This is a genomic window from Psychrobacter sp. DM8, assembly GCF_051307025.1.
Taxonomy (GTDB): Bacteria; Pseudomonadota; Gammaproteobacteria; order Pseudomonadales; family Moraxellaceae; genus Psychrobacter.
On the sequence record NZ_CP195538.1, the window covers coordinates 1,270,830 to 1,297,827 of the forward strand.

The 26,998-nt window shown below is 44.5% G+C and carries 22 protein-coding genes; 16 read left to right on the forward strand and 6 right to left on the reverse strand.

Translation table 11 applies throughout. The features are described 5' to 3' along the window. Positions 1-193: 193 nt before the first annotated feature. The 6 genes from ACR64J_RS05510 (at position 194) to mmsB (ending at position 8,555) form a co-directional block, all read left to right on the forward strand. On the forward strand, positions 194-2,242 hold the full coding sequence (locus ACR64J_RS05510) for a propionate--CoA ligase (RefSeq protein WP_435950872.1): 2,049 nt from the start codon (positions 194-196) through the stop codon (positions 2,240-2,242). A 264-nt stretch (positions 2,243-2,506) separates the two neighbouring features. After that, complete coding sequence (locus tag ACR64J_RS05515) at positions 2,507-3,991, forward strand: CoA-acylating methylmalonate-semialdehyde dehydrogenase (protein WP_317199334.1); 1,485 nt, start codon at positions 2,507-2,509, stop codon at positions 3,989-3,991. A gap of 217 nt (positions 3,992-4,208) precedes the next feature. Then, a complete protein-coding gene (locus ACR64J_RS05520; RefSeq protein WP_435950873.1) occupies positions 4,209-5,369 on the forward strand; it encodes an acyl-CoA dehydrogenase family protein in 1,161 nt (386 codons plus the stop codon). Positions 5,370-5,419: 50 nt separating this feature from the next. Then, entirely contained in the window at positions 5,420-6,202 is a 783-nt protein-coding gene (locus ACR64J_RS05525) for an enoyl-CoA hydratase (protein WP_435950874.1), read from the forward strand. A gap of 28 nt (positions 6,203-6,230) precedes the next feature. Next, positions 6,231-7,499, forward strand: coding sequence for an enoyl-CoA hydratase/isomerase family protein (locus ACR64J_RS05530; protein WP_435950875.1), 1,269 nt, complete (start codon positions 6,231-6,233; stop codon positions 7,497-7,499). A gap of 117 nt (positions 7,500-7,616) precedes the next feature. Beyond that, a complete protein-coding gene (mmsB, locus tag ACR64J_RS05535; RefSeq protein WP_435950876.1) occupies positions 7,617-8,555 on the forward strand; it encodes a 3-hydroxyisobutyrate dehydrogenase in 939 nt (312 codons plus the stop codon). 108 nt (positions 8,556-8,663) lie between these two features. On the opposite strand, the gene ACR64J_RS05540 is transcribed toward mmsB, so the two are convergent. Then, entirely contained in the window at positions 8,664-9,422 is a 759-nt protein-coding gene (locus ACR64J_RS05540) for an IclR family transcriptional regulator (protein ID WP_317199339.1), read from the reverse strand. A gap of 526 nt (positions 9,423-9,948) precedes the next feature. Between ACR64J_RS05540 and ACR64J_RS05545 the strand changes: the two genes are divergently transcribed. After that, positions 9,949-10,692 carry a hypothetical protein gene (locus ACR64J_RS05545; RefSeq protein ID WP_435950877.1) on the forward strand — a complete coding sequence of 248 codons (744 nt, stop codon included), beginning with the start codon at positions 9,949-9,951 and terminating at the stop codon, positions 10,690-10,692. Positions 10,693-10,766: 74 nt separating this feature from the next. Here ACR64J_RS05545 and ACR64J_RS05550 read toward each other — a convergent pair whose 3' ends face one another. The 3 genes from ACR64J_RS05550 to ACR64J_RS05560 all read right to left on the reverse strand — a co-directional run bounded on the left by ACR64J_RS05550 (position 10,767) and on the right by ACR64J_RS05560 (position 12,803). Continuing rightward, positions 10,767-11,336 carry a 4'-phosphopantetheinyl transferase family protein gene (locus ACR64J_RS05550; protein ID WP_435950878.1) on the reverse strand — a complete coding sequence of 190 codons (570 nt, stop codon included), beginning with the start codon at positions 11,334-11,336 and terminating at the stop codon, positions 10,767-10,769. 192 nt (positions 11,337-11,528) lie between these two features. Beyond that, complete coding sequence (gene pal, locus ACR64J_RS05555) at positions 11,529-12,071, reverse strand: peptidoglycan-associated lipoprotein Pal (RefSeq protein ID WP_435950879.1); 543 nt, start codon at positions 12,069-12,071, stop codon at positions 11,529-11,531. A 138-nt stretch (positions 12,072-12,209) separates the two neighbouring features. After that, complete coding sequence (locus ACR64J_RS05560) at positions 12,210-12,803, reverse strand: DUF6231 family protein (RefSeq protein WP_435950880.1); 594 nt, start codon at positions 12,801-12,803, stop codon at positions 12,210-12,212. Positions 12,804-13,051: 248 nt separating this feature from the next. On the opposite strand from ACR64J_RS05560, the gene pepN reads away from it, so the two are divergent. Beyond that, complete coding sequence (gene pepN / locus ACR64J_RS05565; protein WP_435950881.1) at positions 13,052-15,688, forward strand: aminopeptidase N; 2,637 nt, start codon at positions 13,052-13,054, stop codon at positions 15,686-15,688. Between the two features lie 162 nt (positions 15,689-15,850). Beyond that, the gene (locus tag ACR64J_RS05570) at positions 15,851-16,801 is read left to right on the forward strand and encodes a DMT family transporter (protein WP_435950882.1); all 951 of its coding nucleotides are present in this window, start codon (positions 15,851-15,853) and stop codon (positions 16,799-16,801) included. 79 nt (positions 16,802-16,880) lie between these two features. Here ACR64J_RS05570 and ACR64J_RS05575 read toward each other — a convergent pair whose 3' ends face one another. After that, on the reverse strand, positions 16,881-17,963 hold the full coding sequence (locus ACR64J_RS05575; RefSeq protein ID WP_435950883.1) for a 3-deoxy-7-phosphoheptulonate synthase: 1,083 nt from the start codon (positions 17,961-17,963) through the stop codon (positions 16,881-16,883). A 368-nt stretch (positions 17,964-18,331) separates the two neighbouring features. On the opposite strand from ACR64J_RS05575, the gene lpxB reads away from it, so the two are divergent. The 5 genes from lpxB (at position 18,332) to ACR64J_RS05600 (ending at position 23,423) form a co-directional block, all read left to right on the forward strand. Continuing rightward, positions 18,332-19,630: a lipid-A-disaccharide synthase gene (lpxB, locus tag ACR64J_RS05580; RefSeq protein ID WP_435950884.1), complete on the forward strand. Its 1,299-nt coding sequence runs from the start codon at positions 18,332-18,334 to the stop codon at positions 19,628-19,630. Positions 19,631-19,655: 25 nt separating this feature from the next. Then, complete coding sequence (locus ACR64J_RS05585) at positions 19,656-20,501, forward strand: ribonuclease HII (RefSeq protein ID WP_435950885.1); 846 nt, start codon at positions 19,656-19,658, stop codon at positions 20,499-20,501. Positions 20,502-20,708: 207 nt separating this feature from the next. Then, positions 20,709-20,978 (forward strand): hypothetical protein, encoded by a 270-nt coding sequence (locus ACR64J_RS05590; protein ID WP_435950886.1) that lies wholly within the window; start codon positions 20,709-20,711, stop codon positions 20,976-20,978. 74 nt (positions 20,979-21,052) lie between these two features. Continuing rightward, positions 21,053-22,000 (forward strand): CAP domain-containing protein, encoded by a 948-nt coding sequence (locus ACR64J_RS05595; RefSeq protein WP_435950887.1) that lies wholly within the window; start codon positions 21,053-21,055, stop codon positions 21,998-22,000. A gap of 175 nt (positions 22,001-22,175) precedes the next feature. Beyond that, positions 22,176-23,423, forward strand: coding sequence for a CAP domain-containing protein (locus tag ACR64J_RS05600; protein ID WP_435950888.1), 1,248 nt, complete (start codon positions 22,176-22,178; stop codon positions 23,421-23,423). A gap of 43 nt (positions 23,424-23,466) precedes the next feature. On the opposite strand, the gene ACR64J_RS05605 is transcribed toward ACR64J_RS05600, so the two are convergent. Next, positions 23,467-24,042: a DUF924 family protein gene (locus tag ACR64J_RS05605; protein WP_435951028.1), complete on the reverse strand. Its 576-nt coding sequence runs from the start codon at positions 24,040-24,042 to the stop codon at positions 23,467-23,469. Between the two features lie 180 nt (positions 24,043-24,222). On the opposite strand from ACR64J_RS05605, the gene ACR64J_RS05610 reads away from it, so the two are divergent. Together ACR64J_RS05610 and ACR64J_RS05615 are read left to right on the forward strand one after the other, a co-directional pair. Next, complete coding sequence (locus ACR64J_RS05610) at positions 24,223-25,446, forward strand: carboxynorspermidine decarboxylase (RefSeq protein ID WP_435950889.1); 1,224 nt, start codon at positions 24,223-24,225, stop codon at positions 25,444-25,446. Positions 25,447-25,726: 280 nt separating this feature from the next. Further along, positions 25,727-26,998 carry a saccharopine dehydrogenase C-terminal domain-containing protein gene (locus ACR64J_RS05615; RefSeq protein ID WP_435950890.1) on the forward strand — a complete coding sequence of 424 codons (1,272 nt, stop codon included), beginning with the start codon at positions 25,727-25,729 and terminating at the stop codon, positions 26,996-26,998.

Below are 26,998 nucleotides of genomic sequence, written 5' to 3' on the forward strand. Positions count from 1 at the left end.
AGAGTTGACCTTTGTAGATGGCTCTGCTACATTTTAAACCGATACATAACGTATCGGTTTTTCTATTTTTATGATTAAAATAATGATCAATTTAATAAATAACATAGATCGTTAAAGTATTACTCTATAGTTCTCATAAAACAAAGTTATAGTTAAGACAGTATATTTCTTTCTCTAAGCTAAGGATAGCATTATGAATGAGCAAGACACTCCTACAACCTCTCAGCAAGCCTCTAGCGCTCAAGTCTCTAGCGCTATAGATACTAAGCTAACTTTTGCTGACGTCTACAAAAACTCTATCGATAATCCCAGTCATTTTTGGGCTGAGCAAGCAAAGCGCATTTACTGGCATAAAGAGCCTGAGCAGATCTTAGATGATAGCAATTTGCCTTTTACCCAATGGTTCGTCGGCGGCGAGACCAATCTATGCTACAACTGTGTCGATCGTCACCTAGAAGACCTCGCTGAGCAAGACGCTTTTATTTGGCTCTCGTCAGAAATTAACCAAGAGCTGATGGAGACTTACCCAAATGTGGAGCAAGCCTTTAGCGACTTGGGTAACAATGTCGAATTCTATACCGATTACACCAAACGCCGCTTGACCTACAATGATCTATATAAAGAGGTCAATTATTTTGCGGATGTGTTGCAGCGTCATGGTATCGGCAAAGGCGATCGGGTTATCATTTATATGCCGATGATATTGGAGGCCGCTTATGCCATGCTAGCTTGTACTCGTATCGGCGCGATACATTCGGTAGTGTTTGGCGGTTTTGCTGCGCATAACTTAGCGATACGTATGGATGATGCTGAGGCAAAAATGCTCATCACCGTTGACGCCGGTCTGCGTGGTGGTAAAGTTATCAATTATAAAAACTTAGTTAATCAAGGCGTCGAGCAAGCGATTCACAAGCCTAATCATGTCTTGGTCGTGAGCCGCGGCATACTGCCGTTTGAAGCGCAGCCCATAGACGTCGATTACGCTACCGAGCGCCGCATCAGCTGTCAGGCTAATGCTATCGTCGATCCTGTATGGCTTGAGTCCAATGAGCCGTCGTACTTACTCTATACCTCTGGCACTACAGGAACACCCAAAGGGGTACAGCGCGACACAGGCGGTCATGCGGTCGCGCTTACCACCTCTATCGATTATATCTATGACGGCAAAGCGGGCGAGACCTTTTGGACCATATCGGATATCGGCTGGGCTGCAGGGCACTCGTATACTATATATGCGCCATTGCTCGCTGGCATGAGTAGCGTGATGTACGAGGGTCTACCGCATCGTCCCAATCCTGGTATCTGGTGGCGTATCGTTGAAGCCAATAAAGTCAATATTCTATTTACTGCGCCCACAGGCGTACGTATGCTCAAAAAACAAGATGAGACGTGGATGACGCGCTACGATGTCTCAAGCATTAAGTCCTTCTTTTTAGCAGGTGAGCCGCTTGATGATTCTACTGCCAATTGGTTAAGCAAGCATTTAGGGGTTCCGATTTTAGATCATTACTGGCAAACCGAGTCAGGTTGGCCTATCCTCTGTCATACACCAAAATTCGATCACAAGCCGCACAAAAAAGGCTCGCCGGGTTATCCCATGTATGGCTACAATGCGCATATTATCAACGAAGAAACAGGTGAGCCTTGCGCTGCAGGAGAGAAGGGTTTACTCGCGATTAGTGCGCCGCTACCGCCCGGCTGCTTGACGACGGTTTGGCAAAATGACAAGCGTTTTGTCAGTAGCTACTTTAATCTGTTTAATGGAAAGGAGTACTCCACCTCAGATTACGCGGTAGCAGACGAGGATGGGTACTTTTATATCCTAGGTCGCACCGATGATGTCATCAACGTCGCAGGTCACCGTATCGGCACTCAAGAGATTGAAGAGGCGATCAGCACTCATCCTGAGATGATTGAGTGCGCTGTGGTTGGCATCCATGATGAGCTAAAGGGCGAGCTGCCTATTGCCTTTTGCGTCATAAAAGACCATAGCTTAACCGAATCGACCGAAAGCCGTTTTCGGTTAGAGCAGCAAGTCATCGGTGCTGTTGTCAAATCACTTGGCGGTATCGCAAGACCTGCCGCCGTATACTTCCCGCAAGCATTACCTAAGACGCGCTCAGGCAAGATATTGCGCCGTGCTATACGAGCGCTTGCAGAGAATAAACCGACAGGAGATATGTCGACACTTGACAACCCGCCTGCAATCGACGCAGTTAAACAATCTATGAAAGATTATTGATTGCGCTATCTATTGTCACAGCATCAGTAATGGCTTAGCTAAAAGCTCATGTTTACTCATGAGCTTTTTTTAACAAGGTTTTAATTGAGGAGACGCCCTAGGTCATAAATCTTTGACAAAGCGCTTGACCCTAAAATTGATTTGTTGTTATAGTCAATAACGATACGTAATAAATCATTTTAATTACAGATATAAAAATACCTGTTTCAGTTTCTATAACGACACCCCTTAATACCATTTACATTGACAAGATAAGGATATCTTATGCATCACGTTCAGCAGCTCATCAATGGTGAATTCACCCAATCAAATACTAGCGAATGGATTGATATTACCGATCCTGCTACCCAAGAGGTCATCGCCAAAGTCCCACAAACCACCGATGACGAGATTAACGAAGCGGTCGCAGCCGCCCAAGAAGCGTTTCAGACTTGGCGCAAAACGCCTATCATGACTCGTGCTCGTATCTTTTTAAAGTATCAAGAATTGATCCGTCAGCATATGGAAGAGTTGGCTGAGATACTCACCGCTGAGCAAGGCAAGACTATTGCGGACGCACGCGGCGATGTGTTTCGCGGCCTAGAAGTCGTCGAGCACGCGGCAGGTATCGCCAATCTACAGATCGGCGACTTTGTCGAAAATGTCGCCTCAGGGGTGGATACTTATAGCATCTGGCAGCCGCTTGGTGTTTGCGCGGGTATCACGCCCTTTAACTTCCCAGCGATGATTCCGCTATGGATGTTTCCAATGGCGATTGCGACAGGCAATACCTTTATTCTAAAGCCTTCTGAGCAAGATCCTATGGTCACTATGCGTTTAGTAGAGCTGGCGCTTGAGGCGGGCGTACCCAAAGGCGTCCTAAATGTCGTCCACGGCGGTAAAGCAACGGTTGATGCCATATGCGATCATCCCGATATCAAAGCGGTATCTTTTGTTGGGTCAACCAAGGTCGGCAAACATGTCTACGAGCGCGCAAGTCAGTCAGGTAAACGCGCGCAGTGCATGATGGGCGCCAAAAACCATGGCGTTATCTTGCCAGATGCCAATAAAGAGCAAACCCTGAACCAGTTGGCAGGGGCGGCCTTTGGTGCGGCAGGTCAGCGCTGTATGGCGCTCTCTGTGGTGGTGCTCGTTGGTGCAGCCGGCGAGTGGATTGATGATATCAAAGCCAAAGCTGAAGGTTTAGTCGTATCTGCAGGCAAGAACGACAAAGATTTAGGGCCGCTGATCTCTCCTCAAGCAAAAGCCCGCGTTGAGCACTTGATAGGCACAGGCGTTGAAGAGGGTGCAAGCTTGTTACTGGACGGTCGCGGCATTAGCGTAGAAGGCTTTGAGCAAGGCAACTTTGTAGGTCCAACCATCTTTGATCACGTCACCACTGATATGCAGATCTATCAGCAAGAGATATTTGGCCCGGTACTTTGTATCATGCGCGCAGATAGTTTGGATGATGCCATTGAGCTATTAAATGCCAATCCACATGGCAATGGCACGGCAATTTTTACCCAATCAGGTGCGGCAGCGCACAAATTCCAGCAAGACGTTATGGTCGGTCAAATCGGTATTAACTTGCCAATTCCTGTGCCGCTACCGATGTTCTCATTCTCAGGCTCGCGTGGTAGTAAGCTTGGTGATTTGGGCCCTTATGGTAAGCAAGCAGTACAGTTTTACACGCAAACCAAGACCGTCACCGCGCGCTGGTTCGATGATGAAGCCAGCCGTAGTGTCAATACGACTATTTCTATGTAGTATTAACTCTATGTAATATGAACTCTATGTAGTATTAATATTGACACTACAGCTCAGGCTTAGCTTGATATACTATCTGTCTGTTTGTACTCTTTATAAAGAAGCGACGCGGTGTATCAAGCACAGCTATCGATACAGATAGATAGTGATGCTTTAACACAACAAAGGCTTTAACGTTAAGCCCCCATATTTGTAGTGCATGCACAAGGATGACCTCATGGATTTTACGCTCACCGAAGATCAAATCGCCTTTCGCCAAACGGCTAAACAATTTGCACAAAAAGCGCTCAAACCGCACGCTGCTGAATGGGATCGCACCTCGCATTTTCCTATTGATGTGATCAAAAAAACAGGCGAGCTTGGGTTTTTAGGTCTGTATACCAATCCAGATCATGATGGCCTAGGACTGACGCGCTTAGACTCTGCAATGGTATTTGAAGAGCTATCTTGGGGTGATACCTCAGTCGCCGCCTACATGAGTATTCATAATATGGCAGCATGGATGATCGGCGAGTACGGTAGTCATGAGTTATGCCAGCAGTTTTTGCCTAAGATGGTTAGCGGCGAGTGGCTAGGCAGTTATTGCTTAACTGAACCTAATGCTGGCTCTGATGCCGCCTCCTTGCGCACCAAAGCGGACAAACAAGGCGACTATTATGTGTTGAATGGCGAAAAAACTTTTATCTCTGGCGCAGGCTCGACTGATATTTTAGTCGTCATGGCACGTACGGGCGGCGCAGGGCCCAAAGGCGTCTCCGCGTTTGTCGTTGACGCCCATAGCGACGGCATTGAGTATGGCAAAAACGAGCACAAAATGGGCTGGAAAGCACAGCCGACGCGCGCTATTAGTTTTAAAGACGTTAAAGTGCCTGCGTCAAACCTGATAGGCGAGGAGGGTCAAGGCTTTAGTATTGCTATGAAAGGTCTTGACGGTGGGCGTATTAATATCGGTATTTGTGCGGTAGGAACAGCGCAGTCAGCGCTTGAGACCGCTACCAACTACGTGCAAGAGCGCAGTCAATTTGGTAAGCCAATAGCAAACTTACAGTCGGTGCAGTTTAAACTTGCTGATATGCTCACTCAAACCATAACCGCGCGGCAAATGCTGTATTTAGCAGCGAGCAAAGTCGATAATAAGGATCCGCAAGCCTCAGTCTATTGTGCGATGGCAAAACGCTTATCTACTGATCTGTGTTTTGATGTGGCCAATGAAGCTTTGCAACTTCACGGCGGCTATGGTTATCTCAATGAGTATCCGCTAGAGCGTCACGTACGAGATCTGCGCGTGCATCAAATATTAGAAGGCACAAATGAGATTATGCGGGTGATTATCTCGCGTCAACTGCTCCAAGACGATGCACTCGATAAGTTACGCTAAGCGATCTAATCTAACAGCAATTGTCAAAATAATAAGACAAGGAGGTTGTGATGACCGAGTATACCAATCTAAAACTATCAATCGATGGCGCTACCGCGACTATAACGCTGCACAATCCCCCCGCGCATACGTGGACGATGGAGAGCTTGCCTGCGCTCAAACAGCTGATTGCTGATCTCAATGCCAATGATGAGGTTTATGCCATTATTTTACATGGCGACGGTGAAAAGTTCTTTTCAGCGGGCGCGGATCTCAATAACTTCTCAGACGGTGACAAAGGTCGGGCGATCAGTATGGCTATCGCTTTTGGTGAGGCTTTTGAAGCGTTATCAAACTATCGCGGCGTCAGTATCGCTGTGATCAACGGCTATGCAATGGGCGGTGGTCTTGAGTGCGCGCTGGCCTGTGACATTCGTATCGCTGAGGAGCATGCGCAAATGGCCTTGCCAGAGACGGGCGTGGGTTTATTGCCTTGTGCTGGCGGTACACAAAATTTGCCTTTACTCGTCGGTGAAGGCTGGGCCAAACGCATGATACTGTGTGGGGAGCGCGTTGATGCAGCAACGGCTCTGCGCATTGGCTTGGTTGAAGAGGTAACGGCTAAAGGTGAGGGCTTGCAAGTGGCACAGGAGTTGGCTAAAAAAGTCGCCAAGCAATCCCCCGTCGCCGTCAGTTATTCCAAAGCACTGATTCAAGCAGCTAGAGACAACCCACCTGCACAAAACCTGATCAAAGAGCGCGAAGCCTTTGTTAAATTATTTGACACCCAAGATCAGCGCGAGGGCGTACAGGCATTCTTAGAGAAGCGTAAACCCAATTGGCAGAACAAATAATCGCTACTTGAATTGATAGGTCACTTCTATGACAGTTATAAAATATCCCAATAATAAAACAGCTAAAGCTCAATATGGCAATGACGCAGATGCACCAGTATCCGCTGACGCGCCAGTCCTATTTGAGACCAAGCCAACAGACTGCGGTCATCTATTAGGTATCATGACGCTTAATGCGCCAAAGTCGCTTAATGCGCTTAGCGTTGAGATGTGCCAGCTACTTTCAAAGCAGCTTGAAGATTGGCAAGCCGACTCACAAATCGTCGCTATCGTATTAAGGGGCGCAGGTGATAAGGCATTTTGTGCAGGCGGCGATATCCGCAGGCTCTATGACAGCATGTCGGCTGATGCACCGATGCCGAACCCTTATGCAACAGAATTCTTCGGTAATGAGTACCGCCTGTATCGACAGATGCATTTTTATCCCAAGCCGCTCATTCTTTGGGGTGATGGCATTATCATGGGCGGCGGTATGGGATTGATGGCGGCATGTAGTCATCGTATCGTTACTGAGCGTACGCGCTTTGCTATGCCTGAGATTACCATTGGCTTGTTTCCTGATGCCTCTGGTAGCTGGTTTTTGCGGCGTATGCCTGCCAAGTCCGGTTTATTTTTAGGACTCACAGGTGCGCTGTGTAACGGTAGTGACGCGATGTTTACCAGCCTCGCTGAATATGCGGTAGCAGGAGATGATTACGATAAGGTAATAAGTCTCTTAACACAAACAGACTGGCAGCCTGCAACGACACTCAATCAAAGCAGCTTAGATACGGTCACAAGCCAAGCACTAGCAGCATACCCTGTGGCTGATCTGCCTGAGAGTAAGCTGGCACTATATTGGCAGTCTATCTCCCAAATCATGAATAGGGGCGGTCTTGGTGATATCGATGATCTTTTGCGTGATGATGACGCGCTTGCCCAGATAGACGGCAATTTTGCAGCGGATAAATGGACTAAGCGCGCGCTTGCTACTTATCGGCACGGCTGCCCAGTGAGTGCGGCATTGACTTATGCATTGTACGACAAAGCGACAGATCTTTCGCTTGAGCAAGTGCTCTATCTTGAGCTTAATACCGCTGTACACTGCGCGGCAAATCCTGATTTTAAAGAAGGCGTACGGGCGCTGCTGATTGATAAAGACAAAGATCCTAAATGGTCGCGATCGCTTAGCGAGTGTTTATCCTCTGAGGGCCGCGATTATATCGAGCAGCATTTTGACAACCCTTATAGCAAAGACGCGCACCCCCTAAAAGACTGGCTAGGCGCTGATGCTTTGGGCGCGCAATACGTTCGCTAAGCTTTACGTATAGTTGAGTTCCTTTAATAGTGCTATCTCTTAGTCTAAATATGTCAGTTTTTTTGAGACTGACAATAGAATATATAATCAGAACAACAATCATCAAGGAGTGATGACATGAGTCCAAGTAAACATAGCGATAGTCAAAATAAGCCTAATATTGCCTTTATTGGTCTAGGTAATATGGGCGCGCCAATGGCGGAGAATCTGATAAAAGCAGGATATAAGCTCTCGGTGTATGATTTATCACAGGCGGCGCTCGATCGTTTGCAGAGTGCAGGTGCTAGAGTTGCCGATAGCCCAAAGGATGCGGCACGTGACGTCCAAGTCGTCATCACGATGTTGCCAGCAGGCAAGCATGTACACGCGGTCTACTTGGATAGCGAAGAGTCAAACGGTCTACTCTCGGTACTGCCTAAGGGTACACTCGTCATCGACAGCAGCACCATTGCCGCAAGTGATGCACGCAAGGTGGCGACAGAGGCGAGCAAATTAGGCATCGACTTTTTAGATGCGCCAGTCTCAGGCGGCACGGGCGGCGCTATTGCAGGTAGTCTTACCTTTATCGTCGGCGGTAGAGCAGACGCCTTTGCCCGTGCTAAGCCTATCCTTGATGTTATGGGTAAGAATATCTTTCATGCAGGGGATCATGGTGCAGGACAAGTCGCTAAAATATGTAATAACATGCTGCTTGGCATTTTGATGTCAGGGACAGCTGAGGCGATTAACTTAGGGGTCAAAAACGGCCTTGATGCCAAGGTACTCTCCGAGATTATGCTCCAAAGCTCAGGGCGTAACTGGACGCTTGAGGTGTATAATCCTTATCCTAACGTCATAGAAACCGTACCCTCGAGCAATGGCTACAAAGGCGGATTTATGACCGAGCTTATGCAAAAGGATCTTAACCTTGCTATGCAAACAGCGCAAACAACAGGTGCTGATACGCCAATGGGTGCTAGGGCTACTGAGCTATACAACGAGCACAGCGTCCAGCATGGTGACAAGGACTTTTCCAGTATCATGGCGCTGCATGATAAGTCAGTATTATCGTCCTAATCAGTTTTACAGCCGTATACATTAATAGGCTGTATACTCTAATAAACAATAAAAAGCCGTTGATGCTACTCACGATAGCACCAACGGCTTTTGTTATTACAAATCAATTTAACTTTGTAGCTCATACACCAAGGTCTGAATATCTTTGGCCGCTTCTCGTAGTCTTGGTACATGGCTTAGTAGTTCATCGAGCGATACTCGTATCGTTGGCGCGTGTATATAGAGCGAGCCCAAATAGCGAGATTTTTTATCAGATATGGCAACGGATACCGCTACCATCTCAGATATAAACTCCTCATTATCGATACCGACGCCTGTCTTGGCAATGTGATCAAGCTCAGTATTTAAAGCACTGATATCGACGATGGTGTTTTTAGTGAACTTATCGAGCGCTAAGCTTTGGAGCACCTTGCGCCGACTCTCCAGACTTAACTGACTTAAATACAGTTTACCCGTTGCTGTGCACCACATGGGTGACTTAATACCTACTGGCAAGTAGATTTGCAAGGGTAGTTTAGTCGCAACCCTATTGGTATAGATCATATCGGTATGATAGGGAATACCAATGCCGCAAGTCTCTTTTATATCGTCTACCAGCTTTTGTAATATGATTTGCCGCTCGTTAAAGAACTGCCTATGTTGCCAAAGCTCAACACTTAGATTGCGCACACGCTTGCCGGGGATAATACCGCCACCGATATCGACTGCAACAAAACCTTCATCAACCAAATTTTGCACCAAACGATGTATGGTTGGTTTTGGAATATCTAGCATTTGTGAGAGCTCAAGGGGCGAGATAGGTTTGGATGAATAGGACACCGCTTCGATAATTTCTAACACGCGAGTAATAGAGGATACTTTGGGCATAGAAGAAGCTCAGTATAGATAAAGAGAGTAGTTAGAAAGTTTGAATTCACTGAAATGTATATAAACCAGTAAGAGTAAGTATAAAGAATTACGATAATAATCACTAGTTTATAGCGATAAACTTTACCAATTTACGAATCTTATTATTAATTTGTTCAACTATCATAGATACATCAACTCACAAACCGAAACAAATGGTAGTAATAAGTAATAGAATATTTACTGTCTAAAATACATTTATAGTTCATCATACAGAAACATCTTGAAATACTTTCTTTATCTCGAATTTGTATATTTACTTGAGTTTAGGGAGTAATAGGTCGTAAAAAGCAAGTGTTTTAGGTTGCTAGGTGCCACTAATTACAATATGCATGCAATCTTTACATAATACTAAACAAAAGGGGTCTCTGAGGGGATGACTTTTGAAGCTAAAATTGTTTTAATCTGCTCAACAAAAAAATGATTATGCAAACCATCCAATCAATCATTTTTATGGGCAAACAATCCCACACTTTAGGAGAGAGTTATGAAATTCATCAAATTATCTTTGGTTACTGCTGCTGTAATGGCATCAACTGTTGCTATGGCTGCTGAGCCAGCTTACCAGTATAGCAGTGATAACGGCATTATCCGTAACACTACTGGTGCATTTGTCGGTACGACTAAAACTATCTTTAACACACTAACCAATCCAGCTTCTGTTAGTGCTGAAGTGGGTTCATTAGGTTACGGTGCAAACGTTGGCTTTAGCGTTAACGAAAAAGTAGAACTACAAGCCGGTTGGGCAGGTGGCGATGTTGCTGACCTATTCGGCGGTGACTTTGACGTTGAAGATATCGAGTATGACGTTGATTCAGACTTTAGTAACCCGTACCTAGGCGTTCAAGTACGTCCTGCTGGCAACTGGTTCACTATGGGTGCTGGCGTAATCGTACCTGACAATGAAATTGATATCAGATCTGATGGTAACAATGGTACGTTTGAAATTGATAACGAAACATATACTGGTGTTGGTGAGTTAAGAGGTAGTGTCAAGCATCGCAACGAACTTGCTCCTTACCTAACCGTTGGTTTCCGCCCTAATATCAGCAATAATTTTGGTGTATTTGGTGAAGTTGGTGCTGCATACTTAGGTGATGTAAACGCTACAGTAACTGCTACTGGTCCTGATCTACAAGGTGCTGCTGCTGCTGCGAACCGTGAACTTGAAAATGAAGACTACTTAGAGTGGTTACCTATCGTGAAGTTAGGTGCAACTTACCGCTTCTAATATCAGTTTATAAATAACTGATACGATAAAAAGACGTCCTTTGGGGCGTCTTTTTTTGTGTGTAAACTTTTTAATTATAAAGTAATTATTATTCGCAGCTTAGGTAGTAGCACAATGCGATAAATACTTTGCGTATCCTTTATCCTAATTGGCGTAATATCTTCGTTATCCGTGTTTATTAACAGCTCATCAATTAATTGCGCGTAGTTGATACCCATACCTTGCGCTAGCGTGTAATTGTGCACTTTGATAAAGCACTCTTTGACTTGCCATAGTAAACGACTTAGATGCGCGCGTTTTATAGTATTTAGCTTGTCTAAAACAGCCAGCTCATCAGTATGATAATACCGCTGTACAATAGACCACTTCACACTTTGTACCTCTATATCGATACCGACTGGTCTATGACTGCTGACAACGACCGCAACCCTATCAACGGAATGACTAAAGCAGACATAATAACGGTGATGAATAAGCCGATAAGGGAACTGGGTCTCATCTAAATCATCATAGATTGCAAGCTTTTGCAGTAAGTGCTGAAGTAAATCTCGTACGCCTTTACGTTGTTGCTGCCGCTCATAATTAAACGCACTATGAGTGTTATCTTGACCATCATGATGGGTAGATGCTATTTGTGCGCTCATACACCAAGTGCTGTCATTGAGTTGGATATAGCTTAAATTATATAGTGAGAAAGGCATAGTTGATATGATCATGAGTATGAGTACTATTGAGAATAGCATGCTTTAAAGTCGCAAAAAACCCAGCAATGCTAAGGTTGCTGGGTTGTGTTTTTTCAACAAGGCTCTTTTGCTAATGCAAGCCTATACTTAAATTTAGTAAGACAACTCAGCACGGCGGTTTAGAGCATAGGCCGCCTCGGTCATACCAGTAGCAGCAGGACGCTCTTCGCCATAGCTAATAATTTGAATATTATTGATAGCAACGCCTTGATTAGCTAGATAGTCACGAGCCGCCGCCGCACGGCGCTCACCTAGAGCGATGTTATATTCACGGCTACCACGCTCATCCGTATGACCTGCGATAAGGACACCAGCAGCTGGGTTTGAGCTTAACAGATTGACGTGTTGATTGAGTACGCTAGCAGCTTGCGCTGTGATGTTGCTACTATCAAAGTCAAAATAGACGACGGCTTGCAAATTATCAGCAGCACTAACAACCATACCTGGATTGTCAACGAGAACGGCACCTGAATAAGCGACCTGACCGCTAGGTACACCTAGGGGTGCAACAACAACTTCAGAGGTTGCTCTTTTAGTGGCACAGCCTGAGGTAATCGCTATAGCGCTTGATAATACGGCTAAGGTTGCCACTTTCGCAAAACGACTACTGAGAGTAGAGTGAGTAATGATTGACATATAAATCTCCTAAAGTTGAAATAACATTCTTATTTTTAAAACCACTTAATATACCACTTAGCTCATTGCTACTTATCATATAACTCATGTTAATTTATGTAAGTATCATTACTGTAATTACAAAGACTGCTTATTTAATCACCAGCGACCTTTATCCCAGTTCTCAGGATTGGCCCAATACTTATTGTTTAGCCAATTGGGTAGAACTTTATAATCATAAAGATTAAATTGCCATAAAGTAATTGGATGTTGAGCTACATCAGCACTTAAAGATCTGCTTGGCTTGACGGTTTGGGTTTGCTCTTTATTAACGATATCAAAAGGAGTAAATCCGTAAGCGCGCAAATCTATAGTACTATCAATAGCTATAAGTAAGTGAGCGGCATATAAATCACGATAGCGCATTAGTAAAGGGATATAGTGCTGTATCATCTCATCTGATAATGTTGGTAGCCAAAAACAAACCAGCTCATGACGCTTGTGTATCTGCTGCTGATCAAGTGCAGGTAAGGTTAAGAGATGAGTATGGTCTTTTTTTGACTTGATATCGTTTGATGCTTTATTAAGCTGTGTTTGTAGTGATGCAAGTGCGGCTTTATCCTCTGCCACCCATAACATCTGTGTACTAACAAAAGCAGGCGCCTCTGATGCTAATTCTGGAAGCAGCTCCTCTACGTACGCCACAAGCATTGGCAGGCTAACGTTTGAGTGCTCTGTTTTTCGCTGCGTCATAAGAGTGCCTTTTTATGAAATGAAAATCTACTCTGCCATTAAATCACTTTATATGGCATTAGCCAATTAATAATACGACTTAAAGCTATTGATGACTCTTAAAGCTAAGTTTAAGTTTTTCGGTAGCGTAACTTGAAATCTAGCAAATCAAATCAATGTAAGCTAATAATGTAAAGTCACTCAATTGAACGAACCATTCTACCTCTAACAAAAATACTCTCAATCTACAATTAATAATAGGAATGACCATGTCTGCTGATACTCCCCAAATTATCAACCCTGAGATGGCTGATGTACCCCTTCATGAGCCAAGCAAAATCCATCTAAAAGACTATAAGCGCCCAAGCTTCGATGTCGAGACCGTCAATTTGGACATTCAATTATTTGATGAGCATGCGACAGTCGAAAGTACGCTGGTTATGAATCGTCAGACCGAAGGCGACTTGGTGCTATATGGTGAGGACGTTGAGCTGCTCACCATTGAACTCGATGGGGAAGTGCTGGCTACTGAACGTTATAGCATCAATAACGGTAAGCTGACCATTACAGATGCGCCAGATAGTCTAAGTTTGCATATAAAGGTGCGTATCCATCCGCAAACCAATACCGCGCTTGAGGGTCTGTACATCGCAGGCACGGGTAGTGAGACCATGTTCGTCACTCAGTGCGAGCCAGAAGGCTTTCGCAAGATTACCTATTATCCTGATCGACCTGATGTGCTGGCGGTGTTTACGACGCGTCTAGAGGCAGACAAGCGTTATCCGACGCTGCTTGCCAATGGTAATTTGATTGAACAAGGTGAAGTCATAGGCGCGCCTGATCGTCATTATGCTATTTGGGAAGATCCGACTAATAAGCCAAGCTATCTGTTCGCTTGCGTTGTCGCAAACTTAGATGTATTAACCGATCATTTCACAACTAGTGAAGGGCGAGAAGTCACCCTTGAGTTGTACGCAAAGTCTGATGATATTGATAAATGTCATGTCGGTATGCAAGCATTAAAGGACTCGATGTTGTGGGATGAGGTCAATTATGGGCGCGCCTATGATTTAGATCGCTATATGATTGTGGCGGTGAGCCAGTTTAATATGGGCGCTATGGAGAACAAAGGTCTCAATATCTTTAATACCGCTTGCGTATTGTCTAGTCCTGAAACGACAACCGATGCGCGCAGCTTTAATGTAAAAGCAGTCATCGCTCATGAGTATTTTCATAATTGGACGGGCAACCGTATTACCTGCCGCGATTGGTTTCAGCTGTGTCTAAAAGAGGGCTTTACTGTATATCGGGATCAGTCGTTCTCAGCCGATCAGCAATCAAGCGCGGTGCAGCGTATAGACGATGTAGCGATGCTGCGCGCGCATCAGTTTGCAGAGGACGCAGGGCCACTCGCGCATCCTGTACGTCCTGAGAGCTTTGTTGAGATTAATAACTTTTATACCACCACTATTTATGAGAAAGGCGCAGAAATCGTACGCATGATTGCTAATATGCTCGGCGCTGATAATTTCCGTCAAGGCACTGATGAGTATTTTCGCCGTTATGATGGACAAGCGGTCACAGTAGAGGATTTCTTATCAGCGCTTAGTATCACTGATAGTAAGGTTGAGGACTTTATCGACTGGTATCGTCAGCCTGGTACGCCTGTGTTGTCTGGCCATCAAGACTATGATAGCGAGACGCAGACGCTCACTATTACTTTGAGTCAGCAGACGCGCCACGTCGCTGGATTTGATGCACCAAAGCCTTTGCCAATTCCGGTTGCGATGGCTTTGTTTGATCAAGACTCAGGTGAGATCATTAGCGAGCGTATGCTATTACTTGAGCAAGCGGCGCAAACCTTTGTGTTTGACAATGTAGGCAGTAATCCTGTGGTGTCCTTGCTACGCGATTTTAGCGCACCTGTGCAATTGAATTATAATTATCAAGATACCGATTTAGCGTTTTTGCTGACTCATGAGACCAATGGTTTTAACCGCTGGCAAGTGACGCAAATGCTGGTCAATCGTATATTACTGCCCAGTAGTGACGCTAAGAGCAGTCCTGATATTTACTTGCAAGCACTAGTGGCGACCCTGCCTAAGCTTGCAGTAGATGATCCTATGTTAGCGGCGCGCCTGCTCGATATCCCATCACCGCAGGAGCTGGCATCAGCGACGCACAAAGACTACGATCCAGAGGTCATCAAACAAGAGCGTGAGAATCTATACAAACAAGTCGCCCTTGCGCTAAAGGATCAATGGGCAACTATCTATGAGCAGTTGCCATTACAAGCCTATACTGATACCCCAGAAGCACTAGGCAGGCGCGCCCTACGTAATGTAGTACTAGATATGGCATTGACAGCCAAGGTCACAGGCGCGGATCAGTGGGCTAAGCAGCAGTATGACAATGCCAGCTGTATGACTGAGCGTTTTGGGGCGCTAAGAGCTATTGTCAATCATCAGTTAGAGAGTTGTAATGCCTACTTAGCTGATTTTTACGAGCGGTTTAATACGGATGATTTGGTCATCGACTTATGGTTTAGTGTGCAAGCATCTAATACTCATGTGACTACTGATACTATTAAATCGCTACTAGCGCACAAGGACTTTGATTGGAATACGCCGAACCGTATACGTTCGGTAATAGGTGCATTTACCGCGCAGCCTGCGGTGCTCTGGACCTTTGAGGGCTTAGATATCTATGTCGATGTTATCAAAAGATTAGATGAGGCCAATCCAGTGGTTGCATCGCGTATGCTACAAGTGCTGGCGCGTTGGTATACTTTGGTTGAGCCGCGCCGCACTATGGCACATGAAAAACTGCTTGATCTACAGCAAAAAGCCACCTCTAAACATGTGCTTGAAAGTTTAGAGAGCGTACTGGGCGCAGCTGGTAAATAAAGTTGTCGAATGATTTAGATAAAAGGCTAAACTGCTATGTCAGTTTAGCCTTTTTATTTTTAAGAGATGCTAAGGTTTGCAAAGCGATAAAGATTATAGTTCATGATAAATCGAGTTAAATACTAAGTTAGGCACTGATTCTAGGCACTGAGGACATCAATTATGAACAAGATGATATTTGGGGTGGTCTTTAGTTTATTGTGGTCATCAGCGTTTATAGCGGGTAAGTACTCGGTTGATTATATGTCACCGCTTAGTTTTTTGAGCGTGCGGTTTTTATTGGCAGGTATGTTACTACTAGGTCTGTATCAGGTATTAAAGCGGCGACACAAGTTAAAGATATCAATTAATAAAACAGAACTTCTAAGTCGCTCAATGTGGCGTGATGCCATGATTTTAGCGCTACTTAACTACGTGTTGTATCTTGGGCTATCTTACTCAGGCTTGCAGTATGTATCACCAGAGCTTGTGGTGTTACTAGTATCTACCACACCGTTTTTAACCGCTTTTGCGCAGTCATATTTAAGTAAAAAGTGGTCGGCATACTTGTGGATAGCATTAACACTTGGGTTTTTAGGCGTTGTCGTTGTGCTTGTAGCTCGTGTGGGCGGGGTAGAGTCGCTACTGAGTCAGCTGCAAAACCCTGCTCAAACGGATGAGTTTTTATGGGGTGTCGGATGTGTATTGCTATCGGTAGTTGCTCTAGCGGCTGGCACCTTATACTATCAGCTTATCGCTTCTAGTCATAACGTAGTGGCGCTGACAGGACTACAAAATCTAAGTGCAGGCGTTATGTTGTTGCCCTTTGTATCAGTATTTGCTTGGGGACAAGCCTTGAGCATACCGATATTTGTATATTCACTCTTGTACCAAGTCATCTTGATATCAGGCGCGGCTATGCTGATGTGGTTTCAGCTTATTCGCTGGTTTGGCTCAGGATATGCTTCGGCTTTTCATTTGCTCAATCCAATATTTGCAACGCTTTTATCTGTCTGGTTGTTTGATATTGATTTAAGTGTAAGTGACGTTATTGGCACAATAATGGTGGTCATTGCTATGGGGCTCATTAGCTTAGATGTCGTTAGTATTAAAGCCAAAGAAAATCCTGTGTAACTTAAAATTTCTACCTCGCAGCCAAAAGCCCACCTACGAGTAGATGGGCTTTTGTATTTGGGCAGTTAGTTGTTGCTCATTAACGATTGGGTAAAACGTCTTTGACCATATTACGCAAATTGTGTAGCGCGGCTACGCTACTCTCCCAGTCGAGGCAACCATCGGTGATAGAGACGCCATATTCAAGCTTGCTTAAGTCTTCGGTGAGCTTTTGATTACCGCCTTTTAGGTGACTCTCAACCATCATACCGATGATAGATTTGTTACCGTTTTCGATTTGCTCAGCGACGTTATTGATGACCATGGGCTGCAAGTAAGGGTCTTTACCTGAGTTGGCATGACTTGAGTCAATCATAATTTTGGTACTGGTTTTACCTTTCTCAAGCTCATTCTCAGCGGCTGCTACTGCCGTCTCATCATAGTTTGGCTTACCATTACCGCCGCGCAGTACCACGTGCGCATAAGGGTTGCCTTTAGATTTGATAATAGAGACTTGACCGTCTGAGGATAACCCCAAGAAGCTATGAGGCGCTTTGACCGCTTGCATAGCGTTGACGGCGACAGTCATACCGCCGTCGGTGCCGTTTTTGAAGCCAACTGGACAAGATAGACCCGAGCTCATCTCGCGATGCGTTTGGCTCTCAGTGGTACGAGCACCAATAGCTGACCAGCTAATCAAGTCTTGCATGTACTGCGGCGTATTTGGGTCTAAGGCTTCAGTCGCGCAAGGCAAACCCTTCTCATTAAGATCGATGAGCAATCTGCGCGCGCTGCGCAAACCCTTTTCGATATCGAAGCTATCATTCATATCAGGATCGTTGATCATGCCTTTCCAGCCAACCGTAGTACGCGGCTTTTCAAAATAGACCCGCATAACGATAAAGATGGTATCTTCCAGCTCTTTTGCCAGTTTAGCCAAGCGGTCGGCATATTCGTGCGCAGCCTTTATGTCATGGATAGAGCAGGGGCCGATGACGATAAACAAGCGCTTATCTTTACCATCTAAGATGTTTTGAATGGTTTGACGTCCTTTTAGGACAGTTTGATACGCGGACTCTGAGAGCGGTAGCTCAGCTTTTAATTCAGCTGGCGTAACTAGGGGGATGAATTGTTCAATATTCACGTCGTCAATGTCTGTATTATGGGTAGCTGGTGTTGTCATGATTATATCGTCTAGCTTATTTATAGGAACAATCATTATGAGGTCAAAAGTAGTCGTTGACAAGGGGACAAGAGTAGTTAATTGACTGATAACTGGAATGCCAAAACCAATGTTTTGTTATACTTGCGCTGATATTAGTCTTTTTAGGCGTCGCTATACTCTATAATTCTTTAAAATTTATTATTGTTTGCCTAAAATCTTGAGCGTTTCGCTATTTGAGCTGCGCTCACGTATGATGGCAGCCTAAATGCTTAAGCACTTAGAAGTCTGTATAAGCGTCTAGGTGGTTAGCGTCCAATAATGGCTTGTGCTATATTTTAGTTTGTACCCAACTCCACCTTATATCTAATAGCGGTTAGGATACTATCATGCCAGAATCTGTAACACCTTTTAAGCAAAGTTCTTTGTCTGATACTCTTGCTACTGATCAGGCATCAGGCCCTTTGGTGATAGGGATAGTCGCAGGAGAGGTCTCAGGCGATAGCTTGGGCGCTGATTTTATGGCACAGATGAACAATTTGCGCGGTGATATTATCTGGATCGGCGTTGGTGGTAGTAAGATGCAAGCGCAAGGTCTGCAAAGCTTGTTTCAGCTATCACGCTTAGCAGTTATGGGCTTGGTTGAAGTGATGTCGCAATTGCGAGATCTATTTAAGGCGCGGCGTGAGCTACTGACTGCCTTTGATGGCGCGAACATTGATTGGTTCGTGGGTATCGATGCCCCTGATTTTAATTTACGCGTTGCCAAAAAGCTCAAACCCAAAGGTGTATTTTGCGTGCAATACGTGAGTCCATCGATATGGGCCTGGCGTGAGTCACGTATTCATGGTATCAAGGCGGCAACCAACTTGGTGCTGTGCTTATTCCCCTTTGAATTGCCTGTGTATGAGCAGTATGATCATCCAGCGATCTGCGTTGGACATCCGCTACTACGCACCATAGATCAGTCGCTCGTTCAGACGCCGATGACCCAGCTACGTAGTGAGTTAGTCTGGCACAATGATGGCTTACAGCAGTTTTTTACCAGCCGTTTCGATGCAGTCAGTCAGCTCATCTGCGTGATGCCAGGGTCGCGCCGCGGTGAGATTACTGCTATTTTACCGGTGATGCTTGACGGTATTCAAAAGCTCATACTCCTAGATCCAAAGCTATGCTTTATTATCCCAACGGTTGATCAAAACCATCAGTATATTGTACAAGAGGTAATCGATAAGCGCTCAGAATCACTGCGAGCTGCAATCGTTGTGGTTTATGATGACAGCCTACCTACCTTTAGTCAGCAGGCAATGGCAGCCTCTGATATGGTCATGCTCGCCTCAGGTACAGCAACCCTTGAGGCGATGCTGCTTGAGCGACCTATGGTTGTGATCTACCAGTTAAATCAGCTGACTTATCGGGTTGCTAAGCGTCTGGTTAAGGTGCCCTATGTAGCACTGCCCAATATCTTGGCAGGCGATGCCATCATCCCTGAACTCATTCAAGAGCAAGCAACGGGGGAGAACATTTGCCGTACTGTCATGCAACTGCTCCAGCCGCGCGCTTATGATGAGCAATTAAGGGCTTTGGTTGAAACCAAAAAAACTCTGCAACAGCAAAGCAATCACAATCCTGCCAATAGCGCCGTGCAACAATATTATGCCCAAAAGGTTCGGTATTTTAAATCATAAATATTAACAATAAGTCCGCTAAGTTATGAGTCAAATAGAGCAGATCATCGTACTCGACGATACTATCGGGAACATTGATATTAAAGATCAATATGTCAGTTTAAACGCACCGATTACGTTATCAGGTCAGCTCAATATCACTAAGCTGATCACTGATAAAACCTTCAGTTCTATGTCATCACCATTACAAATAGGGGTAGATGAAGCAGGTCGCGGTCCGTTACTCGGCTGCGTTACTATAGCTGCCGCTATCTTGCCTAATACCTGGTCAGATCTAATCGAGCATCAGCCACTACAGGAGACGCCGCTCTGTACGCTCACTGATTCCAAAAAGCTCAGTGAAAAAAAACGCGATATTCTATATCCGCTCGTGCAAAAGTATGCACTTGGTTTTGTTGTCGCTGAGATACCTGCTGCGGTGATCGATCAGATTAATATTTTGGCCGCAACCATGCTCGGTATGCGCTTATGTAGTGAAACGTTGCTAAAGGCAATAGCCCAGTATTTCGCTACAATAGTGGTAGGAGGGCAGAATGAGCTCAATAAAGGACAGATTGAGATACTCATTGATGGTAATCGCTGTCCAGATCTTGACTATTTAATACTTGAGAAGCTAGGGCTACCACCATCCGCTATTGATTGCCAAGCTTGGATAAAAGGGGATGCGCGTCATACCAGTATAGCGGCAGCTAGTATCTTGGCAAAAGTCAGTCGCGACAGAACTATGTATGAGATGGATGCTAAGTATCCAAACTACGCCATCGCCCAGCATAAGGGCTATCCGACTCGTGCACACATAGCTGCTATCGATACCTACGGCGTATTGCCGGAGCATAGACGTAGTTTTTCGCCCATAAAACATATGCAATGAATGCACTCATCATAATTGTATTTAATCAAAACAATACTATCTGCTAGTAAAAATAGCCTAAGTAATAATACTTAAATCCCTAATATATAATATATTTTGGGTATAATACTTTCTAGCAATTTGCTATTGAAAACTGTATATCTTACGTTTATAGTTTGTAACTAGAGTCTAAACAGCATTCTAGTATTATCAAACAATCAAGGACTGATGATGGTATCAACACTGGCAGCGAAGCGTTCAAGCACACTACTTTTTTCTATTTTGTTTCTAGCAGCATGTGGGGGCGGTGGTGATGGTGGGGGCAGCGATTCAAACACGAGTTCTGGCGCAGATGAAGCTGTTGAGCCAAGTGTACCTAGTGAAGTAGAGAGTGATATTATAGTCTCAGACCCAATTGTTTCAGACTCAGATACGCCTGTCCCTGATGAGCCAGAGGACGAACAAGATGATCCAGTAGACCCACCCCTGTTGCTTTAGACAACGATACCAAAGCTGCGCTAGTAGCTAATAACACGATCAGTCTGGCACGTACTAGTTGCGGTCTTAATGGCTTGTCAGATGACGCAGAGCTTGGCAATGTTGCTATTAAACACGGTAATTATATTAGATATGTGTACGCCAACAGCACACCTACATCCTTTAATGCCCATACTGAAAACTCTATTAGCGACATCGCTGCGGTTACAGGCAACAATAATCCTTTTTTCGGTGGGGTGAGTTTTGGTAAGCGTTTATCTAATGCAGGCTATAGCAACGTCAACCATGGCGTTACCGAGAATATTGCGCAGACAGTATACTATAGCACTGCTGATAATATAGTCGCATCAGAAGTTGCGTCGCTCTCGATGACTAAATCATTACTAGCTGCGCCTTATCATTTACGTTCGCTTATGATGCCAGGGTCGAGTCTAACAGGTTCAAGTATGGTTGCCTACGAGCCGTTTAACAAATCAGGCTTTAAACATGCCAAAGGCTATGTGCTGGTCAATCATGCAGCGGTGACCGATTCAAGTAAAAATAACACTGTTGAGGGTATCTTTACCTACCCTTGTAATGGCGTTACTGGCACAGTTACTGCCCTTTATAACGAAAGCCCCAATCCATTTAGAAATCCAAATGGTGGATTGCCTACTAGAGATTTACAAAAAAATCCTATCGGGCAACCTGTTTATATCAACATGCCTTCAGCCCAAAGTATCAAAGTGAGTAACATAAAGTTCCGTGATATGAAACGCAATGTCGATATACCGGTCAAATTGTTGGATAGTAATGATGATCCGTTTAAAGGGACCAATTTTGAGTTGCCAGCAAACGAGGCCTTCATCATGCCGCTCACAGACAGTCTAAAAAGCTGCGAGGCTAAACGCATGCCTAATCAAAGTCAGCAGTGTGGACTTTATGGTAATAATGAATACCACGTCAGCTTCGACGTCTTAGTCGACGGTAAAGATATGCAAAGCAAATCATTTACCTTTAAGACAGGTAAGGTAAGTTATTAGTATACAAACAAGGTCAGTCTACTAAAATTGCAACAGACTCAATAAACAATAAAAAGTATAAGGTATCCCCTTATACTTTTTTATTTGTCTTTTACTTAAACTATCTAAAGATGATGAATGGGGTTCAAGGTCGAATTTGACCGTTATCAGATAATTAAATCATATAGGGCAGTTAATGAGCGCTAAATCGTCAAGCAATTACTCAGGAATACTGGTTATTTTACTCGTGTTGCTACCCGCTCATGATGGTATAGATAGAACCTACTTAAGCGATATTTATATCAAAGACTTTGGTGCATTAGTGACTAATCTACGAGCGGATACTGAGAGTGGCATAGGGAATAAGACGCCGATTGATGTGACTAGTAATGATAGAGCAGTAGATAATCGTATTGATGACAGTGCAGCAGGTCTAAAAAATGAAAACGCTGATGATGTCGCCTTGATGGCCAATAATGATTTTAACTTAGCAAGACGTCATTGCGGGTTAGATACCTTATCGCTAGACACTGAGCTGACCAAAATTGCACTACAGCACGCCAACTACATTAAATATGCTTTTGAGAATGCGGCGGTGACTAGGTTTAATCCGCATTACCAAATAGCTATTAAGGATATCGATTCGGTAACGAGTACAAATAATCCGTACTTTAGTGGACTCGATGTCCAGAACCGAATGTTTAATGCAAACTATCCTAATATAAATTATGGCATCACAGAGAACATCGCCCAGACAAGATATTATCATTCAGCAGGCAGACTCATCTCTCCTAGCATTGCTACGACTTCGATGGCAAAGTCATTAATGGCAGCGCCTTATCATTTGCGCTCATTGATGACGCCGCAATCAAAACTCGTCGGTACAGCAGTAGTCGGCTACAAACCTTTTGACATGGATAAAGACAATAATCAAGGCTATATGCTAGTCACCAATGCAGCGGCGACAAGGGCTACATCAAGAGCAGCATTCTCTGGCGTTTTTACTTATCCCTGTCAAGGTGTCACTGAAACGGTAACAGGACTCTATAACGAAACGCCCGATCCTGTAAAGCATACGGGCCGTAATTTGAGTACTGATCCAATAGGCCAGCCCATATATATCAATGTGCCAAACGCTAAGCAAATTCAAATCATCAATGTTGAGATTTATGATATTGAGCGAGATATAAATGTGCCCACGCACATCCTTAGTTATCAGAACGATCCGTATAAAGATACAGAGTTTGCACTGCCAGCGAACGAGGCTTTTATATTGCCTATTACTGATGCGCTAAGTAGCTGCAGGGGCATGACGAGAAAGAGCAAGAACTGCGGACTACATGGCAATAGCGAGTACCGAGTCCGCTTTGATATTGTACAGAGTGATAATCGTATACAGAGTCAGTCGTTTACCTTTAGAACAGGCGCTGTGAACTACTCGTAATATAAAGTGAAATAGGCGATTTATCTGTCGTTGTATTGATCATCTAAAACGAAGATCCTGGCTGCTTTAAAAACTCCTCTTCTTTGTCAGTAGATGTGCGACCCAGCACTTCATTGCGATGCGGATAACGGCCAAACTGATCAATAATGTCTTTATGACGATGCTCAAAGTCTAAAGTATTTGCATCGTTTAACTGCTTAAACAGAGGCAAGTAACGCTCATGAATCATAGCCGATTCTGAATGCATAAAGGGCATAATCGTAAATCTGCGCCACTCCATAGGCAAACTATTAAAATGCGGCTGCTCGATGGCTTCTTGCGCAAGGACTAACGCCATACCATCTTGAGCAAAGGCGCAAGCCTCGTCGCGGCATAGATTGCGCGAGAACTGATCAAGCACAATAATCTCAGCCAAACGTCCTGCCAGCGCTGTGATTGAGCTATTGCTATCAGCAGTCGCGTCTGCAATACGCCAGCTTACGCATTCACCTTGTTTAGCAGCTTGCCAAATATCACCAAATTTGTCCGCTATCTGCTGATCAAAATTGTCATTTTGTTCAAACCAGCAGGCCTCGTTGTCCTTATCAAACCAAAAATCCAATACTGCGCGGGCGTCAATATTGAGATGCGTCAAGTCGATATTCTTGGGATCGAGCTGTGATGAATGAGCTTGGTTTGAGGCGTTGGAATAATCGGTAGATAGCGACATAAAATATTCTAATTATGATGGATTTAGTCTACTATAGCGCAATTATTTATATCTGTCATGATGGCAATCGCAGCGATTAGGTAACCTCTTATGAATTCTAAAAACGCCGTAAAAACTCCTAACTCCGCACTACCGCCAACCCCTTATTATCTGCTTGACGAAGCGGCAATCGTTGCCAACATGCAGATTATTGCTCGGCTATGTGAATTATCAGGCGCGAAAGCATTGCTCGCGCTTAAATGCTTTGCGACTTGGGGCGTATTTGATGTTATGCAGCCTTACTTGCATGGTACAACCTCATCATCACTCAACGAGGTGCGGTTAGGCTATGAAACTTTTGGTGATAATGCTGACAATAGTAATGAAGGTAGTAGCAAAGACAAAAAAGAAACCCATGCCTATAGCGTGGCCTATAGCGCAGGCGAGATTGACGAAGTACTAAGCTATGCCGATAAGATTATCTTTAATTCTATCTCACAGCTTAATAGCTTTAAAGATAAGGCTTGTGCACAGAATATTCCAGTAGGACTACGCTTGAACCCAAAGACTAGCAATTCATCTTTTATCATTGCTGATCCAGCGCGTCCCTTTAGCCGTCTGGGTGAGCATGACAAAGATAAGATTGCCGCGGTGCTTGGTGATATCACAGGTGTTATGATCCATAACAACTGCGAGAACGACAGCTTTGCAGCCTTTAGCGAAAGTTTGGCTGATATTGAAGATAGATTTGGTGACGTGTTGGCGCAGCTTGACTGGGTCAGCTTAGGCGGCGGCATTCATTTTATCGCCCCTGATTATCCACTAGAAAAACTCGCTGATAGATTAAAAGGCTTTAGTGAAAAATACGGCGTACAAGTCTATCTTGAGCCAGGTGAGGCAAGTATTCATGGCGCAGGCTCATTGGTCACGACAGTATTAGATACTATGCACAATGAAAAGAACTTAGCTGTCGTCGATGCTTCTATTGAAGCGCATATGCTAGATTTACTGATTTATCAAGAGTCAGCGTCTATCGCTACTATTAATGAGAGTGTCGTTGATATAATGCCTGTGAATAAAGAGCAGGCAGATGACAATACGATTATCTACGGTCGCTCATGTTTGGCAGGTGATATCTTTGGCGAGTATGCACTACCTAACCAATTACAGGTAGGTGATACCATCGCGTTTGGTAATGCCGCAGGCTATACGATGGTGAAGAAAAACTGGTTCAATGGCGTGGGCATGCCAGCTATCGTTATTCGTCGTTTGGATGGCAGTATCACTATCCAGCGTGAGTTTGACTATCAAGATTATAAAGCCAGTTTGTCTTAGATCAGCTATTCTACTAACTTGATTTAAATCTTGAAAACATAGGTTTAGAGTACGCTTTTACTATAGTCAACGAGTCTATTTTTTATACATTGTTTTACCGATAATAGGTGATAAATTGTTATAATCGCCTCGGGTAAACGTTATCAAACAAATAGTTTTGCCCGTCGGGTGCGTGGGTTTTCCTCGGTCTTCCTTTTTCATTCACGCACATCATTCACTCGTTGCTGTTTTGCATAGCCATATCATTGGTATCGACAGGAACACAAAGGAGGATTGTTCATTGAACATAAGTCAAACCAAACCCAACAAAAAAGACGTACTTATCATCGGCGCAGGCGGCGTGGCTCAAGTCGTCGCGCATAAATGTGCGATGCATAACGATGTGCTCGGCGAGATTCATATTGCCTCACGTACGCTAGATAAATGCGCTGCCATTGCCCAAAGCGTAAAAGACAAAGGAAGCTTTAAGCAAGCTGCTGTCTTGCATACGCATGAAGTCGATGCTATGGATACTCAAGCTGTCATCGATCTTATCAACGATACCGGTATTCAAATCTTAATTAACGTCGGCTCGGCATTTATCAATATGACCGTATTAGAAGCTTGTATCGAGACGGGTACAGCCTACATCGATACCGCCATTCATGAGGATCCGCGCAAAATTTGCGAGACGCCGCCATGGTATGACAACTATGAGTGGCAGCGTCGTCAGCGCTGTGCGGACAACAATGTCACGGCGATTTTGGGCGCAGGCTTTGATCCTGGTATGGTCAACGCTTATGCGCGTCTGGGCTATGACATGATGGATGCAGGCTCAGTCACTGATATCGATATCATCGACATAAACGCCGGCGATCATGGTAAGTATTTTGCCACCAACTTCGATCCTGAGATTAATTTTCGTGAGTTCACGGGAACCGTCTACTCTTGGCAAGATAGCCAGTGGCAGTCGAATAAAATGTTCGAAGTCAAACGTACTGACGATCTGCCAGTCGTTGGCATGCAAAACAGCTACTTGAGTGGTCATGATGAAATTCACTCATTGTCAGCCAATTTAGATGTGCCCAACATACGCTTTTGGATGGGCTTTGGTGAGCACTATATCAATGTGTTTACCGTCTTACAAAGCTTAGGTCTGTTGTCCGAGCAGCCGGTAATGACTGCCGAAGGGCAAGAAGTCATTCCATTAAAAGTGGTCAAAGCGGTACTACCAGATCCAAGTTCGCTGGCGCCAAACTATACGGGCAAAACCTGTATTGGTGATAAAGTCAAAGGCAAGATTAATGGCGTTGATAGCGAGGTATTTATCTATAATATCTCCGATCATAAAGACGCCTATAATGAGGTCGGTAGCCAAGGGATCTCTTATACCGCAGGCGTGCCTCCTGTCGCGGCTGCTATGTTAATCGCCACAGGCGAGTGGGACGCGGGCAAAATGGTCAACGTCGAAGAGCTGGATGCCAAGCCCTTTATTAATCTGCTCAACAAGATAGGTCTACCAACACGCATTCAAGATAGCGAAGGCGATAGAGCGTTAGAATTCAATATTTAA

Bases quoted from the DNA above. Each gene is read 5' to 3' on its own strand.
- ACR64J_RS05520 (WP_435950873.1), top strand. From the start codon at position 4,209: ATGGATTTTACGCTCACCGAAGATCAAATCGCCTTTCGCCAAACGGCT.
- ACR64J_RS05540 (WP_317199339.1), bottom strand. From the start codon at position 9,422: ATGCCCAAAGTATCCTCTATTACTCGCGTGTTAGAAATTATCGAAGCG.
- lpxB (WP_435950884.1), top strand. From the start codon at position 18,332: ATGCCAGAATCTGTAACACCTTTTAAGCAAAGTTCTTTGTCTGATACT.
- ACR64J_RS05510 (WP_435950872.1), top strand. From the start codon at position 194: ATGAATGAGCAAGACACTCCTACAACCTCTCAGCAAGCCTCTAGCGCT.
- ACR64J_RS05515 (WP_317199334.1), top strand. From the start codon at position 2,507: ATGCATCACGTTCAGCAGCTCATCAATGGTGAATTCACCCAATCAAAT.
- pal (WP_435950879.1), bottom strand. From the start codon at position 12,071: ATGTCAATCATTACTCACTCTACTCTCAGTAGTCGTTTTGCGAAAGTG.
- ACR64J_RS05610 (WP_435950889.1), top strand. From the start codon at position 24,223: ATGAATTCTAAAAACGCCGTAAAAACTCCTAACTCCGCACTACCGCCA.
- ACR64J_RS05530 (WP_435950875.1), top strand. From the start codon at position 6,231: ATGACAGTTATAAAATATCCCAATAATAAAACAGCTAAAGCTCAATAT.
- pepN (WP_435950881.1), top strand. From the start codon at position 13,052: ATGTCTGCTGATACTCCCCAAATTATCAACCCTGAGATGGCTGATGTA.
- ACR64J_RS05545 (WP_435950877.1), top strand. From the start codon at position 9,949: ATGAAATTCATCAAATTATCTTTGGTTACTGCTGCTGTAATGGCATCA.
- ACR64J_RS05560 (WP_435950880.1), bottom strand. From the start codon at position 12,803: ATGACGCAGCGAAAAACAGAGCACTCAAACGTTAGCCTGCCAATGCTT.
- mmsB (WP_435950876.1), top strand. From the start codon at position 7,617: ATGAGTCCAAGTAAACATAGCGATAGTCAAAATAAGCCTAATATTGCC.
- ACR64J_RS05550 (WP_435950878.1), bottom strand. From the start codon at position 11,336: ATGAGCGCACAAATAGCATCTACCCATCATGATGGTCAAGATAACACT.
- ACR64J_RS05575 (WP_435950883.1), bottom strand. From the start codon at position 17,963: ATGACAACACCAGCTACCCATAATACAGACATTGACGACGTGAATATT.
- ACR64J_RS05585 (WP_435950885.1), top strand. From the start codon at position 19,656: ATGAGTCAAATAGAGCAGATCATCGTACTCGACGATACTATCGGGAAC.
- ACR64J_RS05590 (WP_435950886.1), top strand. From the start codon at position 20,709: ATGATGGTATCAACACTGGCAGCGAAGCGTTCAAGCACACTACTTTTT.
- ACR64J_RS05600 (WP_435950888.1), top strand. From the start codon at position 22,176: ATGAGCGCTAAATCGTCAAGCAATTACTCAGGAATACTGGTTATTTTA.
- ACR64J_RS05525 (WP_435950874.1), top strand. From the start codon at position 5,420: ATGACCGAGTATACCAATCTAAAACTATCAATCGATGGCGCTACCGCG.
- ACR64J_RS05570 (WP_435950882.1), top strand. From the start codon at position 15,851: ATGAACAAGATGATATTTGGGGTGGTCTTTAGTTTATTGTGGTCATCA.